Annotated in this window: 18 protein-coding genes; 7 read left to right on the forward strand and 11 right to left on the reverse strand. The window is 60.2% G+C overall.

The window, feature by feature from the left end:
* The 4 genes from EGT36_RS16730 to EGT36_RS16745 all read left to right on the forward strand — a co-directional run bounded on the left by EGT36_RS16730 (position 1) and on the right by EGT36_RS16745 (position 5,218).
* Positions 1-1,248: an oxalate decarboxylase family bicupin gene (locus tag EGT36_RS16730; RefSeq protein WP_125270632.1), complete on the forward strand. Its 1,248-nt coding sequence runs from the start codon at positions 1-3 to the stop codon at positions 1,246-1,248.
* Between the two features lie 101 nt (positions 1,249-1,349).
* Positions 1,350-2,462 carry an FAD binding domain-containing protein gene (locus EGT36_RS16735; RefSeq protein WP_125270633.1) on the forward strand — a complete coding sequence of 371 codons (1,113 nt, stop codon included), beginning with the start codon at positions 1,350-1,352 and terminating at the stop codon, positions 2,460-2,462.
* A gap of 95 nt (positions 2,463-2,557) precedes the next feature.
* Positions 2,558-3,367: a cyclase family protein gene (locus EGT36_RS16740; protein ID WP_125270634.1), complete on the forward strand. Its 810-nt coding sequence runs from the start codon at positions 2,558-2,560 to the stop codon at positions 3,365-3,367.
* Between the two features lie 81 nt (positions 3,368-3,448).
* Positions 3,449-5,218 (forward strand): tetratricopeptide repeat protein, encoded by a 1,770-nt coding sequence (locus tag EGT36_RS16745; RefSeq protein WP_286084082.1) that lies wholly within the window; start codon positions 3,449-3,451, stop codon positions 5,216-5,218.
* A gap of 47 nt (positions 5,219-5,265) precedes the next feature.
* On the opposite strand, the gene gst is transcribed toward EGT36_RS16745, so the two are convergent.
* From gst to EGT36_RS16790, 9 genes are all read right to left on the reverse strand, one after another.
* Positions 5,266-5,964 carry a glutathione transferase, Atu5508 family gene (gene gst / locus EGT36_RS16750; protein ID WP_125270635.1) on the reverse strand — a complete coding sequence of 233 codons (699 nt, stop codon included), beginning with the start codon at positions 5,962-5,964 and terminating at the stop codon, positions 5,266-5,268.
* Positions 5,965-6,030: 66 nt separating this feature from the next.
* Complete coding sequence (locus EGT36_RS16755) at positions 6,031-6,324, reverse strand: hypothetical protein (protein ID WP_080823111.1); 294 nt, start codon at positions 6,322-6,324, stop codon at positions 6,031-6,033.
* A 173-nt stretch (positions 6,325-6,497) separates the two neighbouring features.
* Positions 6,498-8,288: an ABC transporter ATP-binding protein gene (locus EGT36_RS16760; RefSeq protein WP_125271400.1), complete on the reverse strand. Its 1,791-nt coding sequence runs from the start codon at positions 8,286-8,288 to the stop codon at positions 6,498-6,500.
* Positions 8,289-8,739: 451 nt separating this feature from the next.
* Entirely contained in the window at positions 8,740-9,729 is a 990-nt protein-coding gene (locus tag EGT36_RS16765) for a Bug family tripartite tricarboxylate transporter substrate binding protein (protein ID WP_125270636.1), read from the reverse strand.
* 100 nt (positions 9,730-9,829) lie between these two features.
* Positions 9,830-10,522, reverse strand: coding sequence for a superoxide dismutase (locus tag EGT36_RS16770; RefSeq protein WP_022563937.1), 693 nt, complete (start codon positions 10,520-10,522; stop codon positions 9,830-9,832).
* A gap of 167 nt (positions 10,523-10,689) precedes the next feature.
* Positions 10,690-11,016, reverse strand: coding sequence for a GCG_CRPN prefix-to-repeats domain-containing protein (locus EGT36_RS16775; protein WP_022563936.1), 327 nt, complete (start codon positions 11,014-11,016; stop codon positions 10,690-10,692).
* Positions 11,017-11,143: 127 nt separating this feature from the next.
* Positions 11,144-11,434 carry a DUF3175 domain-containing protein gene (locus EGT36_RS16780; RefSeq protein WP_004444471.1) on the reverse strand — a complete coding sequence of 97 codons (291 nt, stop codon included), beginning with the start codon at positions 11,432-11,434 and terminating at the stop codon, positions 11,144-11,146.
* A 21-nt stretch (positions 11,435-11,455) separates the two neighbouring features.
* The gene (locus tag EGT36_RS16785; protein ID WP_034497806.1) at positions 11,456-11,644 is read right to left on the reverse strand and encodes a hypothetical protein; all 189 of its coding nucleotides are present in this window, start codon (positions 11,642-11,644) and stop codon (positions 11,456-11,458) included.
* Positions 11,645-11,658: 14 nt separating this feature from the next.
* Positions 11,659-11,862: a hypothetical protein gene (locus EGT36_RS16790; protein ID WP_113730704.1), complete on the reverse strand. Its 204-nt coding sequence runs from the start codon at positions 11,860-11,862 to the stop codon at positions 11,659-11,661.
* 142 nt (positions 11,863-12,004) lie between these two features.
* Here EGT36_RS16790 and EGT36_RS16795 point away from each other — a divergent pair, with 142 nt between their 5' ends.
* Together EGT36_RS16795 and EGT36_RS16800 are read left to right on the forward strand one after the other, a co-directional pair.
* The gene (locus tag EGT36_RS16795) at positions 12,005-12,193 is read left to right on the forward strand and encodes a hypothetical protein (RefSeq protein ID WP_004444474.1); all 189 of its coding nucleotides are present in this window, start codon (positions 12,005-12,007) and stop codon (positions 12,191-12,193) included.
* 47 nt (positions 12,194-12,240) lie between these two features.
* Positions 12,241-12,480: a DUF6894 family protein gene (locus EGT36_RS16800; protein WP_044458863.1), complete on the forward strand. Its 240-nt coding sequence runs from the start codon at positions 12,241-12,243 to the stop codon at positions 12,478-12,480.
* On the opposite strand, the gene EGT36_RS16805 is transcribed toward EGT36_RS16800, so the two are convergent.
* Together EGT36_RS16805 and EGT36_RS16810 are read right to left on the reverse strand one after the other, a co-directional pair.
* The gene (locus EGT36_RS16805) at positions 12,436-13,209 is read right to left on the reverse strand and encodes a Crp/Fnr family transcriptional regulator (RefSeq protein ID WP_044458864.1); all 774 of its coding nucleotides are present in this window, start codon (positions 13,207-13,209) and stop codon (positions 12,436-12,438) included. The two genes, EGT36_RS16800 and EGT36_RS16805, sit on opposite strands and share 45 nt — an antisense overlap.
* A 172-nt stretch (positions 13,210-13,381) precedes the next feature.
* Positions 13,382-13,897 (reverse strand): zinc-binding dehydrogenase, encoded by a 516-nt coding sequence (locus tag EGT36_RS16810; RefSeq protein WP_286084083.1) that lies wholly within the window; start codon positions 13,895-13,897, stop codon positions 13,382-13,384.
* Here EGT36_RS16810 and EGT36_RS31070 point away from each other — a divergent pair.
* Positions 13,778-14,503, forward strand: coding sequence for a class I SAM-dependent methyltransferase (locus EGT36_RS31070; protein ID WP_286084084.1), 726 nt, complete (start codon positions 13,778-13,780; stop codon positions 14,501-14,503). The two genes, EGT36_RS16810 and EGT36_RS31070, sit on opposite strands and share 120 nt — an antisense overlap.
* Positions 14,504-14,506 lie beyond the last annotated feature (3 nt).

Here is a 14,506-nt window from a genome sequence, read left to right on the forward strand (position 1 = left end):
ATGGAAGCTTTGACCAGACGCGCAGTCCTCGCAATCGGCGCCGTCGGCGGCACCGCGCTTGCCGCCAGCACGGCCGGGGCAGCATCTTTCGGCAATCCCGATCAGCCTGCGGAGGGAGCAATCAACGCCAATGCCGCGGGGCTCAGCGATCCCGGCCCGAAGAACCCTGTTATCAACGACCAGTTCCCCTCCTTCCAGAGCCCGCCCGCGACGGATGTCGGCGACATGCAGCTCTTCTGGGGTTCGTTCAACAATGCCGCCAAGCGTATCCAGAACGGAGGCTGGGCACGTCAGGTGACCAAATCCGATTTCGCTATTTCGGATGCCGTGTCCGGGGTCAACATGCGACTGGGACCGGGCGGCATTCGCGAGATGCACTGGCACCGCGCTGCAGAATGGGCGATCATGACCAATGGACGCTGCCGTATCACCGTGCTCGATACCGAAGGCCGTGCTTATGTCCAGGACGTCGAGGCCGGCGATCTCTGGTATTTTCCGGCCGGTTATCCCCATTCGCTGCAGGGACTTGGTCCCGACGGGTGCGAATTCGTCATTGTGTTCGACGAAGGCGACCAGTCCGAATATGGCACCCTGCTACTGACGGACTGGCTGGTGCATACCTCACCTGAACTGCTGGCGAAGAATTTCGGCGTCGAGCAGGATGTGTTCCGCAATATTCCACTGCAGAACCTCTGGATTTTTCAGGGCAAGGAGCCCGGACCTCTCTCCAGGGATCAGGAAGCCGTTGCCGGTGCAGGACTTCCCCCTTACCCCTTTACTTACAAGCTCGCGGCCTCCAAACCGCTGAAGGAGAACGCTGCTGGCGTCATTCGCCTTGCCGACAGCAGCGCCTTTACCGTGTCCAAAACCATCGCCGCCGCCATCGAAACGATCAAGCCCGGCGGGGTGCGCGAAATGCACTGGCACCCCAACGCGGACGAATGGCAATACTGGATCAAGGGTGAAGGCCGGATGACCGTGTTCGACGCCGGTCCGCGCAGCCAGACCGCCGATTTCCGCGCCGGCGACATTGGCTACGTGAAACGGAGCCAAGGCCACATCATCGAGAATACCGGCAAGACCGACCTGCAGTTCGTCGCGGTCTTCAAGACGGCAGAGTATCAGGAAGTCAGCCTCTCTTCCTGGCTCACGCATACCCCGCCGGCGCTCGTTGCCCAGCACCTGAATGTCAGCATCGAGGATGTCGCCAGGTTTCCCGCAAACCAGCCGGCAATCATGCCAGGCTGAACATCCTCTCCTTCCGTAGGGCCGGCGTATCCGATCCGCCGGCCTTTTCCCGTCGACAGAACGAACAATCGCCAGATCGATATCGAAAGGCAGGTACGGCCATGAAACCACTGAAAATCCGCATCGCTGGCGGCTCGCTTGCCGGTCTTTTTACCGCGATACTGCTTCAGCAGGACGGACACGATGTAAAGGTCTACGAACGCTCGTCATCCGGGCTTGCCGGGCGCGGGGCGGGACTGGTGCCTCAAAAGGACCTGTTCGACGTTCTGAGGGAAATCGGCTGCGAAGACGTTGCCCAGATCGGTGTGGTTGCGAAGGAGCGCATCTACCTCGATGCTGGCGGGCACATTGCCCTGCGCCAGCAAACGCCGCAGATGCAGGTCTCATGGGACTACCTCTTTGAGAGCGTATCCTCACGCCTCCTCTCCGATACTTATCGTCTCGGCCATCACGTCAACGCCGTTCGCGAAGATCCGCAGGGAGTGACGCTCTCCTTTGCCGATGGCATGGAGGAACGTGCTGACCTCGTTATCGGCGCGGATGGTTTGGGTTCGGCCATCCGCAGCGCCGTCAACCAGCATTCGGAAAACACCTATGCGGGCTACGTCGCCTGGCGCGGGCTGATCCCCGAAACAAGACTGCCTGCCGACGCCGCCCTGCTGCTGGACCGTTTCGCCTTCTACATCACGTCCGGAATTCATGTTCTGGGTTATCTCGTGCCGGGATCGCGCGGCGAGACCCGGCAGGGACAGCGTCGCTATAACTGGGTCTGGTATCGTCCAACGCCTGCCGAAGATCTCGCCCGAACCTTCACGGGCCGGGACGGCAGGCATTTCGAGCATTCCCTTCCCCGCGGCGAGCTCTCCGGCAGCCGGAGGGCGCAACTGCGCGAAGAGGCTTTTTCCCTTCTGCCGTCGCAAATGGCGCTTGCCGTGGACGTAGAGGAGACGCCATCCATTCAGGGGATTTTTGATTACGAGGCGGAACACATGGTCTCCCAGCGTATCGCCCTGGTCGGAGATGCCGCCTTTGTCGTTCGTCCTCACACGGCAATGGGTGTCTCAAAGGCGGCAGGCGATGCAATGGCGCTACGCGACGCCCTGCGGCAAACGGACGACCTTCCTGCCGCCCTTGCGCGGTATCAGAACACCCGCCTGCCAGTGGGCAAGGCAATCGCGGCCTATGGACGCCGACTTGGCGAAACCGCGATGTGAATACGGGTGAAAAATCGGCCACGCTCCCGCCTTGCGCCCCTGCGTGTTTGCGTTACGCTTACAACCGGGGAATTTCTCATTGGAGGGAATAAGGCATGTGCAATAGCTGCGTGATCGAGAACGTCAAACAGAACATGCTGTCACGGCGTCTGCTGTTGAAGGGTGCAGTGGCGGGTGCAACGGCGATGGCGGCGGGAAGCCTCGCGGCCCCGGTTCTGGCGCAATCGCCCAGACAGGTCGTCGATCTCACCCATACCTACGATTCCACGTTTCCGACGTTCGATGGAAAACCCGGCATTGAGATGGAGTGGGCAGCAGATATCGCCAAAAGCGGCTATCAACTCCATAAGCTGACCATCTTCGAACACACCGGAACGCATATCGATGCGCCTTTCCACTTTAGCGCAGACGGCGCCAGCGTCGATCAACTCGAGCCGCAAAAGCTCGTCGCCCCTCTGGTCATCATCGACATTACGGATCGCGCCAGGGAGGACGCCAATTCCACGGTCGAGGCAGGCGACATCGAACGCTGGATATCGGAAAATGGCGACATTCCGGCAGGCGCAATCGTGGCTTTGCGCTCCGGCTGGGCAACGAAGGTGAAAAGCCCGGCCTTCCGTAATGACGATGCCGGAAAATTTGCCTTCCCTGGCTTCGGCAAGTCGGCCACCGACCTCCTGCTCACGCTGGATACAGTCGCCATCGGCGTCGACACACTCTCGCTGGATCCGGGCAATTCTGCAGACTTCGCTGTCCATAATTCCTGGCTACCCGCTGGGCGCTACGGGATCGAGGGACTGAACAATCTGGAAGCACTGCCGGCCAAGGGGGCGACCATCATCGTCGGCGCGCCTGCCCACCGAGGCGGAACAGGCGGACCAGCCCGTATTTTGGCTCTGGTTTGACGCCGGTAGAGTTTGCCGCAAACCCGAAATCCGAGACGGATACCATCCGCTTGCCATCGCAGGTACAAAAGGGAATCTAAAATGAAAGGCCTTCGGAAGACCCTCGTTTTGCTCCTTTCGCCATGCCTGTTGAGCGGGGTTCAAGCTCTTGCCGCCGACAGCGTGGTCGTTCCCGGCTACGCCCCGGAAACGGGGGTGGAATATCTCTACCGTTCCCATAAAACCACCTCCACCGACATGTCGTTGTGGTTCGACAGGCCGGCAGCGATCATGCGCGGAGATTTTCGGCAGCGCATGACGGTCCTGTCGCGGGATGCGCAGGGTATGCGCGTGCGCTGGTCTCTCAGCGCAGATTTGCCACAGGACGCCGAGGGCGCTGGAGACACTTACGCAATGAACGCTCTCTATCGGAACACTCTGTCGGCCTATGGCGTCCGGCAGGTGGAATATGAAGCGGGACTTAACGGCTTTCCTGGCAAACTCGTCGGATTGGATGCCATCCTCGGCAACCTGCACAGCACCTCGGTTGTCGGACCGGATGGCAGCGTTGCGAACCAGCCAGCGGGTTTGCGCGATATTGTCGAGGGCATCAAAAGCAATCCAATCCTGGTTATTCATAATCTCGCACCGGAGGCAGAGCTTCTTTCCACAGTACAGGAGCAGGAAAGTTCCACATACGAGATCGGCCAGTCAGGTACGGCGTCGGTGGTGGAATATGCGCGGGGAACGCCCATTCCCGTCGCCATCGAATGGACGCTCGAGACCGCAGATATCTCCGGACAAACAGCCACCTTCAGCCTCCAAAAAACCTACGACCGCGTTGCGTTCCAGCAATCACAGGCTTCTGCGGTGGAAGGAGTGATCTCAAGCTTCAGTGAAAAGGCCAAACAGCTTGGCGACGAGCAACTGGCGGCCGCCAGAAACGCAAGCAAAAACGTGCAGATGACTGTCGTCATGTCACTGCGCGATGGATCGACCCTCGAAGCGAGGGAAACCGTTTTGGCGGAAAGCGGCGGCATTAAAATCAGGACCCAAACCCATGTGTGGCGTGAGGACCTGCCACGAAATCTGCCAGACCTGCCGGACTGGAACAGTCACACCGTATCTGCAGCCTCCATTGATCCGTTGCCGGAACGTGGCGCCAATGCTGCGGCCCTCACGTCAGGACTTACCGCGCCAACGGCACTTGAAGAAGGACAGGCGGCCTATGACAGCGGCAATTATGGCGCCGCCCTGCGCTCGTGGAAACCGCTCGCCGATGAGGGAAGCGCGGCCGCGCAATATAAGGTTGCCGTTCTTTACCAGGCGGGTCTGGGCGTCGACCGTGATACGGCACTCGCCGCCGCATACATCCGCAAAGCGGCGGATCAGGGCTGGGCGGAAGCGCAAAGCAGCCTTAGCGATCTCTATGCGGTCGGCCAGGATGTTCCGCAGGACCTGGAACTCGCCGTGTCCTGGGGCCGCAAAGCAGCAGAACAAGGGCTGGCCGTCGCCCAGTACAATCTGGGGTACAGCTACGAAAGCGGCCAGGGTGTCGCTCAGGATTATGCACAGGCGTTGATCTGGTATCGCCGTGCCGCCGATCATGGTTTTGCAACCGCTCAGTACGCTGTCGGCCTGCTCTACGATCAGGGTCTCGGCGTTACCCGCGACAATGGTGAAGCAGTCAGCTGGTATAAAAAAGCCGCCGATCAGGGCCTTGCCGTCGCCCAGGGCAATCTAGGGAACATGTATGCAATGGGACATGGCGTTGCGCAGGATCGGGCCGAGGCCATCACATGGTTCCGCAAGGCCGCCGATCAGGGACTTGCGACTGCGCAGGAATCGCTGAAAAGGCTGGAGCAACCCTAGCTGCGGCCGGGTCGCTTTCTGACCGGGGGCCGATGATGCCCCGGTCCTCAGCCAGCTACTTTCCGTAGCGATTTTTCAATCTGCCCGCCGCAATAAGCGTCGCCATAGTCGTCAAAGGCGCGGCGGCTCAGGACGGCCAACGGGGCCGTCTCTTTCATTCGGCTGGAATAGGCCCAGATGACGGGCGACGTATCCTCGATTATGCGCCTGATGACTGGAAAGCGGTCTGCAACTGTCGTCCAGAGAATTGCCGTGACGACATCTGCGACGCCGGGTGTCTCCGTTCCCAGCATGAACCCCGAATCGCCGGTCAGACCGTGTCTCGCTCCCGTGTCCTCGAAAATGCGGATCCACTCCTGCAACCGGGGAACGAACGCCACCCATTTTTCAGGGGTCCACATCTCGCGCCCACCGTCGAGCGTCAGTTCATCGATTACATCGTTGGCATCGTTTACGATCTTGGCAGTGAGCGCGCGGCCCTCCGCGCCCGGCGGCAGAAGCTGCAACCGCTCGCCGAGATAAAGGGCGATTGCGGGCATCTGCGAGAGAGCGAAATTGCGCTCTCGATCGATCAGCACCGGCGGTCCCATGAACGCTATGGGCTGCTTGCCGGCATCACGGCCCATGATCTCCTCGATTGCACCGGCATCGTGTTCGTCCCAGGTACACCCGCCATGCGCTAAAAGACCGCGAATGAACTGGCCTCGGAACGGGACCGGCCAGTAATAGAGTTCGAAGTTGCTCATTGCGGGCTCCTCATTGCGGTGCGCGGCGCGGGCGGCAGGTACGGAATTGGCCTCCCGGTTTTGACATCACCGGTGTGAAACGCGGATCGCACCCGCGTCACCGAGGCTGCGCTGGACAGCTGCAATCCGGCTGGATGCAATATCGGCGGACACCTCGATCTCGCCCTCATGCGGCGCATCGCTGCGAGGCAGGTCACCACGTGAAGATTGGGTGCCGGTCGTATTCTGCTCTGATGTGGACTGGATGAAGATATCCGGACGGGAGATCCCGTGCTGCTGGACCAGATGCTCGACGGCGATATCGGCTGCCTCGCGTGTTTCGAAAATGGCGCGAATGGTGACGGTGGCATCGTCGGCCATGGCTGTTCTCCCTTCAGGCTTAACTCAAACACCCAAACGCCCGGAGAGGCTGGTGGTTTCCAGGCTCCGTCAGTTTTTGCTCGGAGATACGCGTCCGCAGCGGAAAAGTAGTGCGCGGATCGACGATGCGGCACGGCAACGCCGAAGCATCACTTGCTCCGGCGTTGCTTTTGTCATGCGACCAAGCCCTTGGTAAGTTCCAGGGCCTGCCGCTCGAACAACCGGCGATAAATGCCGTCATTGAGCCGGATCAGCGCCTGATGGTCGCCCTCTTCAACGATCCTGCCCTTGTCGAATACGAGCAGACGGTCCAGAGCCCTGACGGTCGAAAGCCGGTGGGCGATGACCAGGGTGGTGCGCCCTTCCATCAGGCGTTCCATAGCCCGCTGGATCTGCACCTCGCTTTCGCTGTCGAGGCTTGAGGTTGCCTCGTCAAGGATCAGCACCGGCGCATCCGCCAGGAAGGCGCGGGCGATCGCGACCCGCTGGCGCTCCCCGCCCGACAGCTTGACGCCACGTTCGCCCACCATGGTCTCATAGCCCTTGGGCAGCGACATGATGAAGTCATGGGCGCTGGCCTGTTTCGCCGCCTGCTCGATTTCGCGCCGCGACGCGTCCGGCCGGCCATAGGCGATGTTTTCCGCCAGTGTGCGATGAAACAGGATCGGCTCCTGCTGCACGATGGAAATCTGCCCTCGCAGGCTCGCCTGGGTGACATCGGCAATGTTCTGCCCATCGATGCGGATTGCACCGGACCTGATATCGTAGAGGCGCTGGATGAGCTTGACGAAGGTCGTCTTGCCAGAGCCGGAGTGGCCGACCAGTCCCACACGCTCACCGGGTTTTATGGTGACTGAGAAGTCATCATAAAGCGGCGTGGCGTGCGCGCCATACTGGAAGGTGACGTGATCGAAAACGATCTCGCCTTTTCCAATATGAATCGGTTTCGCATCCGGCCGGTCCTCGACGCCAAGCGGCATCTTAGAAAGCAGCACCAGCTCTTCCATATCGTTGACGGCGCGCTGCAGGTTGCGGATATCCTGCCCCACGTCCCGCAGATATCCCTGCAGCACGAAGAACATGGCCAGCACGAAGGTGATGTCGCCCGGCGTCGCCAGTCCCTGTCGCCACATGATGAGGCCGGTGCCGAGAATGCCGGCCTGCATGGAAACCATCATGAAGCTCTGGATCGTGCCGTTTATCGTGCCGCGTTTCCATGTCCTGCGCGTGCGGTTATCCCACTTCACCAGCACCTGGCCGAGCCGCGTTTCTTCACGCGTTTCCGCGCCAAAGGCCTTCACGACCGAATTGCAGCTGATGGCATCCGCCAGCGCGCCGCCAAGCCTCGTATCCCAGGCATTGGCAAGCCGTGCGGCCGGAGAAACATATCCCATGGAAAGCCCCACCGTCACACCGACATAGATCAGCGAGCCGAGACCGACGATGAGGCCCATGACGGGCCAGTAACTGCCGAGAACGATGGTGGCGCCCACCAGCATGACGAGCGATGGCAGAAGCGCGATGAGCAGGAGGTCATTGAGCGAATCGAGCGCCCACATGCCCCGCGTGATCTTGCGCACCGTGGAGCCGGCAAAGCTGTTCGCGTGCCAGTCCGTGGAGAAACGCTGCACCTTGTGGAAACCGTTATTGGTAACATCCGCCATGGTTTTCAACGTCAGCCGGATGATGCCGTTGAAGATGAACCAGCGCAGCGCGACGCTGGTCAGCCCCAGCGCCACCACGATGACGAAGGCGCGCAACGCCTGATCTGCCGCATCGCCGCCGGCGATGGCATCGACGATCCGCCCGGAGAAGACCGGCACCATGACTTCGGCCAATGTGCTGGCGATGACCAGAACGATGATGAAACCCACCAGCACCGGCCGGTGGCTCCAGTGGTGAAAGACAAAGCCGAGCACATGGCGATAGGCATCGGCGCGGAAATCGAGCTTCTTGCGAGACATTTTTACCAGCACGGCGCCATTCTGCTCGGCGACCGGTCCTTGAAATGGAAGTTGGAAGGCACAGCCCGGGCGGGAGACAAAATGATCCCGTCAGATCAATCGGACTGTGAAGGAAAACAAAACCGCATGTCGGGCGCGCAAAAGGCGGGCCGCGAATGGATATGACCTAGTGTCTGGTCATTCCCTGCGGGAGGGTTTCGATGAATGCTGGTATCATGCAACGCCTCCCTTGGTTCGATCTGACGCGGTAAAGAAATTTCTAGCTGAACCTGGCAGACTTGCCAAGCCGGTTTCTGCAACCTTGTGGCAAGTGATGCGAAAACGCCACATTGGCGCTTGGCGACTATATCCGTGGCCGATGCGGCCCAGCCATGGCCTTATGATGCCAGAAGCCCCGCCGCGCCCCTCTCGGGACGCAGCGGAAATCGGAAGATCGGTCTATCGAGCCCGATCAATCCATCTGGACATTTGCCGCCTTGACGACGGGTTCCCACTTGGCGATTTCAGCCGAGACATGGGTTTTCAGCTCCTCTGGCGTGGAGGCGACGATTTTGGCGCTGAAATCCGCCATGCGGGCGGCGACGGCCGGATCGGCAAGCGCTTTCTTGGCGGCGGCATTCAGCTTGTCGACCACCTCGGCCGGCGTTCCGGCCGGTGCGAAAAGCGCGTTCCAGGTATAGGTCTCATAACCCGGTACGGTTTCGGAGATCGTCGGCAAATCCGGGAAGGATGAAGCGCGCTCGCTGGTGGTGACGCCAAGTGCCCGCAAGGTGCCGGATTTCATGTGGCCTGACGAAGACGGCAGATTATCGAACATGATGGAAATCTGGTTGCCGAGAAGATCGTTGAGCGCCGGGCCGGAACCCTTGTAGGGCACGTGCTGCATGCTGACGCCAGCCATGCTCTTGAACAGCTCGCCGGAAAGATGAAGCGGTGTTCCGTTACCGGATGACGCATAGGCGTGTTTGTCCGGCTCGGCTTTCAGCAGTGCGATCAGTTCCTCGACGCTGTTAACGTTGAGCTTCGGGTTAACGACCAGCACGTTCGGAACCACCACCAGCAATGAAACCGGAGCAAAGTCCTTTTCGGGATCGTAGGGCTTGGTCTTGAGGATGAGCGGGTTGAGAGCATGGGTCGCCACCGTGCCCATCAGGATAGTATAGCCATCCGGTTCCGCGCGGGCAACGCGGTCGGCGCCGAGATTGCCGCCTGCGCCGGCGACATTTTCAACAACGATCTGCTGGCCGAGTTCGTCGCCCATCTTCTGAGCGATGACGCGGGCGACCACATCGGTGGAGCCGCCGGCCGCAAAGGGAACCACCAGCGTTATCGTCCGATCCGGAAAGCCCTGCGCGCTCGCCGTCATTCCCAACATGCCGAAAGAAACTGCCGCCGCGGCAAGTTTCAACACCATGCGCCGTTTCGAAAACCGGTAATTCATGAACCCTCCTGTAACATGGCCTCCCCGCCATGGCGGCATAGTAGCTCAAATGCACCTGAGGGCAAGCCGCCGGGAAACATGGCCCGGCGGCGAAACGCGGCTAGGCTTTCATGCGCTCCTCCACGACCCGCCAGTTGACCAGCTTGTCGAGCACGGCGCGGATGTGTTCGGCCTTGCGGTTTTCATAATCGACGTAATAGGCATGTTCCCAGATATCGATGCCGAGATAAGCCGGCCGGCCGACGGCGACAGGGTTGTTGCCGTCCTCATAGCCGATCAGCGCAAGCCCGCTGTCGTCACGCGTCAGCCACACCCAGCCGGTGCCGAAGACGGTGTCCGAGACATCGACGGCGCGTTTGACGAAGCCGTCATAACCACCAAAGGCCTTGTCGATTGAAGCGGCGAGATCGCCCTGCGGCCGGTTGGGGCCGCCCGGAACGAACTGATCCCAGTAGGCAACGTGGTTCCAGGCCTGGGCCGCATTGTTGAAGATCTTGACGTCCGCAGCCTCCTTCGACCGGGCCGCTTCGACGACGATGCGATCGAGCTCCATATCGGCATAACGGGTGCCGGCGGCCAGCGTATTGAGCTTGTCGTAATAGGCCTTGTGATGCTTGCCATAATGCAGCCCCACCGTCTTTGCCGAAATCACCGGCGCCAGATCCGCCTCGGCGAACGGAAGTGCCGGCTGGCTGAGGGGAAGCGCCGCCCGCGCCACGTGCGGACGGGGAAAGATGGCTGCGGCAGCGGTTGCCGCGCCGGCGGCGAGAATCGTGCGTCTGGTAATCTCCATGATGGTCCTCCTTGTCAGTGACGATAGAGGCAAACCCTGAAGGACGCCGGAGGTTGCCTGGATTTCCCCGAATTGTCCGGGCGGATATCCCCGGTCAGAAACCCCGGGGCCATTTCGCAAAGAAGGAAAAGCAAAAAAAGGCCCTCCGGATGGAGGGCTTCGTCTGCTCAGTAGCGGTAATAATCGCGACGGTCTCGCCAGTCACGATACTCCCGCCGGTCACGCCACTCGCGCCATTCGCGCCGTGCCTGACGTTCGCGCCATTCGCGGCGACCCTCCCAGCGATCGCGCCGGTCCCAGCCACGCTCGTAGCGCGGTCCGTTCGGGCGGCAATAGCCGCGGGGTGTCAGATGAAAGCCGCGGCCGCAGGCATAGTCCACATTCTGAATGTGGGATGCCGAAGGTGCGGATGGTTGACCGACGGGCATGGCGTTCGCGCCAGTGCCCAACAGGGCGCCGAGAATTACTCCAGCGGTTAAAATCATCTTACGCATCGCATCTCCCTCCTTATGGGATAGAGCGATTTAGCGCCTCGCCGGGTGAACTGTGGCTGAATGAATCTGGGTGTTTTCGTGGCAATTCGGCGGCAGCACCGACTGATGAATTCCCGGAAAAACCGCCCTATCCCGACTTGCCGAATTCCTTTCTCAGCTTGTCCTTTGCCTCCTCCAGAACCTCCTTACGCTCCTTCGGAAGTTTGCCACCTGCCCGATTGATATAGAAAACCAGCATCGACATCGCAGAGCGGAACGGGTTGGCCTTGCGCCGTGTCGAGTGTTCCGCCGAGGCTTTCAGCGACCGGGCTATGCCGGTGGGATCCTTTTTCGTGAAAACATCCTTCTCGAGATCAAGCGCATCGCTTTCGCTGGTTACCTTCTGCGACCACTTCTTTTTCTTCTTGCCCTTTTTCATCGGTCTTCTCCCGACCCGGCGTCATTTTCGCTTCGGATCATGCGTGTGGTGGCTGTCGCGCTCGCCGCCACCGCCGGAGACCTTGCTTTGGGAGCGCCTGTCGCTGTCTGCCGGCGGCTTCTTGATGTCCAGCGGCGCCTTGGCGTTTTCATGGGACGCGCCGGGGCCGCCCTGGCGGATGCTTGCCGGTGTCTTTGTCGAGGTCGACATCGTTTCCTCCTGTCCTATTGGTCGTCCTTGGTCTTCATCGCGTCGGAGACGCGTTTTTTCCTTGGATCGCGCAGATTTTCGCCCACGGCGTCCCTGTCACGTTCTGGATCGTCCTTGGGCTTCACGTAGCCGCGCGGCCTGTTTTCTTCCGGCCCCTCCCAGCGCGGCGATTGGTCGGTGGTGCCAGGCGCACCGTCGCTTGGCGAATTATTGCCCATTTTTGCCTCCTGCGTCGTTTCGGTGGTCCCGAACCACTCAGCCCGGGTAATGTTCCCGGCCCGGCGACCAGGGCGAATTTTTCGAAACCATTCCGCCGGGTCGAAGTTAGGCAGTTTTGACACAAACTGGTGGAGCACGATGATGACGGACAAACCCCATGAGCCCGATCGCATCTCCCGGATCGTGTATGAGCAGCAGCAGGACTTCCTGAGGCGGTCGTCGCTGCAGTTCCTTGAATGCGCAATCCATCTCTGTGCGACGAACATGAGCATTTCCGAGCTTGCCGGGCGGCTGGAAAAGCAGGCGCAAATTTTGCGGGAATTCGGTTAGCGGCGGCGGAAACCCGCCGGAAGCCGCCTGGTTCTTGGGACACATCAATGCCAAGGTTTTTCTTCAGCATCGTCAGTGGCCAGCATATTCTCGATGATGACGAGGGAAGTGATCTCGCCTCGCTCGATCAGGCCATAGAGGAAGCCCACAAGGACGCCCGCGAACTGATGAGCGAGGCGATCCTTCAGGGACGCGACATCTCGGAAGGATGCGTCGTGATCCGCGATTCGGCCCGCGAGCTCTTAAAAGTGGTTCCCTTCGCCGATGCCCTCGACAGGAAGCCCTGAGGGGATGGGAATCTCTGCCCGCCATTGCGCCATCAGGCTTTCATATTCCTTTTCGGGGACACCATAGGTCACCCCCGCTGTCTCCTCGAGCACCTTGCGATCGATGATTCGCACATTGCCGCGTGTTGCCCGAATGGCCCGCATGCCCTCGAGGATATGCAGCTCATTGGTGATTCCCGGCCGTCGCACCCCCAATACACTAGACATGAACTCATGCGTAATGGGCAGATCATCGGTGTCCAGCCGGTCGTGGCACATCAGCAGCCAGCGGGACAGCCTTTCACGCAGGGCATATTGTCCGTTTGCGAGGACAAGCTGACCCACCTGAAGCAGACAGATATTGATATATCCCAGCAACAGGTCGCGAAGGCGTGCGTCCCGTTCCATCTCGCGCCTGAGATCGGCTGCAGCGATGACGAATCCCTCGCCCGCGACGCCCATCGTCGTCTCGTCGGGCGTTGTCCGCGCGCCCAGCAGAACAGGCCATCCGGTCATGCCCTCACGGCCGACAAGCATGTTCTCCATGCTTTTGCCGCCTTCCGTCCGGGCCACGGACGAAGCAATACCGCTCTCAATGAAACACACTCGCGAGATGGGCGTGTTGGCGCCGACCAGTTGATAGCCCACGGGCAGATTGATCATCTCCATCCGGGCGACCAGCCGCGAAAACCCCTCTTCACCCAACGCCCTCAGCAATCGGTTGCGCGCAAAAATACTCGATCCAGGCATAACCGTTACCCGCTTCCCCCTCGCTCGACGACACCAAACGCGCGGCAACTTAGCAGCTTGAAATTGCAAGGAAATGCCATGTACGTTTCCGTACCCTTGGGCACCATCGCGGCCTTGCGATCGAACCGGGCAAAACCAGAATCCCATCAATGCAGGCGACCTCACGGTTCGCTTATGGGTAAGTTATCAGCGCTTTGAGAAAACTCTCGGGACGATCCCTGGTATCGTTCAGCGCCCGGTCCAGATCATTCAGAGTATACCGGTGAGTATATAATGTCGACGGATCGAGCTCGCCCGCGGCAACCGCTGCCGCCGCCTTCCTCATTCCGCTGATATAGATGGCCGGATCTCTTTCATGCGCATTGATGACATCAAGCCCGCGCCAGTTCCACAATTGCATATTGATCTGGCGCGGCCCGTCCTGGTGATAGCCGGCGATGATCAACCGGCCGCGTTCGGCCGTCAGTTCGCCTGCGAGATCAAGCGGCCACTGTTTGCCCACCGCTTCGATGACACGATCGCAGAAGCGCCCGTCAGTCAACTGCCTGACACATTCAATGATCCGCCAGTGATCATCCATCTCGACAAGCTCAGTCGCGCCCATCCGTTGCGCTATTTCAAGCGAAAAAGGCCGCCGCGATATGGCAATGACCCGTGCCCCGCGGTGGGCGGCAAGCTGCGTCAACAACGCGCCGATGAAGCCGATACCGATGATGGCGACCGTCTGCCCTGCCTCAATCCCGCTGCGTTCGAAGATGTCCATGGCGCAGCCGAGGGGCTCGCCAGGAAATGGATGACCATCCAGCTCGAACGGCAGGCGCACCACGAGGCCGGCATCGGCAATATCATGGCTGGACTCGACATAGAGTTCCGGCAATTGTCGGTTTATGACGTGGCCAAGCTTGAAGAGCGTTTCGACCTCGTGATCTTCATGGGCGTATTTTACCATCTGCGGCATCCGCTGCTGGCGCTCGATCTCATCCACGAACATGTCGCAGCCGACCTGATGCTCTTCCAGTCGCTCCAGCGGGGTGACGGGAGAATACCCGACCTCGAAGAAGATTACCCGTTTTCCGAATGGGCCATGTTCGAGGATCCCGCTTATCCCAAACTGTTTTTCGTGGAGGAACGGTATGCGGCCGATCCAACGAACTGGTTCATACCCAACAGGGCCGCGGTGGAGGCAATGCTTCGCAGCGCCGGCTTCATCATAGAGCGACATCCGGAACGGGAGGTTTATCTATGCCGGCGCGGGGCACGCCACTATGCGGCAGATCCGCCGCCGGGAGAATAGCCC

The organism is Agrobacterium sp. FDAARGOS_525, from assembly GCF_003938925.1.
Lineage (GTDB): Bacteria > Pseudomonadota > Alphaproteobacteria > Rhizobiales > Rhizobiaceae > Agrobacterium > Agrobacterium pusense.

What these genes read in the sequence shown, in the direction of transcription:
- gst (WP_125270635.1), bottom strand. Translation starts at nt 5,964, where the DNA reads ATGAGCAACTTCGAACTCTATTACTGGCCGGTCCCGTTCCGAGGCCAG.
- EGT36_RS16760 (WP_125271400.1), bottom strand. Translation starts at nt 8,288, where the DNA reads ATGTCTCGCAAGAAGCTCGATTTCCGCGCCGATGCCTATCGCCATGTG.
- EGT36_RS16780 (WP_004444471.1), bottom strand. Translation starts at nt 11,434, where the DNA reads ATGAAAAAGGGCAAGAAGAAAAAGAAGTGGTCGCAGAAGGTAACCAGC.
- EGT36_RS16795 (WP_004444474.1), top strand. Translation starts at nt 12,005, where the DNA reads ATGACGGACAAACCCCATGAGCCCGATCGCATCTCCCGGATCGTGTAT.
- EGT36_RS16735 (WP_125270633.1), top strand. Translation starts at nt 1,350, where the DNA reads ATGAAACCACTGAAAATCCGCATCGCTGGCGGCTCGCTTGCCGGTCTT.
- EGT36_RS16785 (WP_034497806.1), bottom strand. Translation starts at nt 11,644, where the DNA reads ATGTCGACCTCGACAAAGACACCGGCAAGCATCCGCCAGGGCGGCCCC.
- EGT36_RS16765 (WP_125270636.1), bottom strand. Translation starts at nt 9,729, where the DNA reads ATGAATTACCGGTTTTCGAAACGGCGCATGGTGTTGAAACTTGCCGCG.
- EGT36_RS16745 (WP_286084082.1), top strand. Translation starts at nt 3,449, where the DNA reads ATGAAAGGCCTTCGGAAGACCCTCGTTTTGCTCCTTTCGCCATGCCTG.
- EGT36_RS16790 (WP_113730704.1), bottom strand. Translation starts at nt 11,862, where the DNA reads ATGGGCAATAATTCGCCAAGCGACGGTGCGCCTGGCACCACCGACCAA.
- EGT36_RS16755 (WP_080823111.1), bottom strand. Translation starts at nt 6,324, where the DNA reads ATGGCCGACGATGCCACCGTCACCATTCGCGCCATTTTCGAAACACGC.
- EGT36_RS16770 (WP_022563937.1), bottom strand. Translation starts at nt 10,522, where the DNA reads ATGGAGATTACCAGACGCACGATTCTCGCCGCCGGCGCGGCAACCGCT.
- EGT36_RS16730 (WP_125270632.1), top strand. Translation starts at nt 1, where the DNA reads ATGGAAGCTTTGACCAGACGCGCAGTCCTCGCAATCGGCGCCGTCGGC.
- EGT36_RS16805 (WP_044458864.1), bottom strand. Translation starts at nt 13,209, where the DNA reads ATGCCTGGATCGAGTATTTTTGCGCGCAACCGATTGCTGAGGGCGTTG.
- EGT36_RS16740 (WP_125270634.1), top strand. Translation starts at nt 2,558, where the DNA reads ATGTGCAATAGCTGCGTGATCGAGAACGTCAAACAGAACATGCTGTCA.
- EGT36_RS16800 (WP_044458863.1), top strand. Translation starts at nt 12,241, where the DNA reads ATGCCAAGGTTTTTCTTCAGCATCGTCAGTGGCCAGCATATTCTCGAT.
- EGT36_RS16775 (WP_022563936.1), bottom strand. Translation starts at nt 11,016, where the DNA reads ATGCGTAAGATGATTTTAACCGCTGGAGTAATTCTCGGCGCCCTGTTG.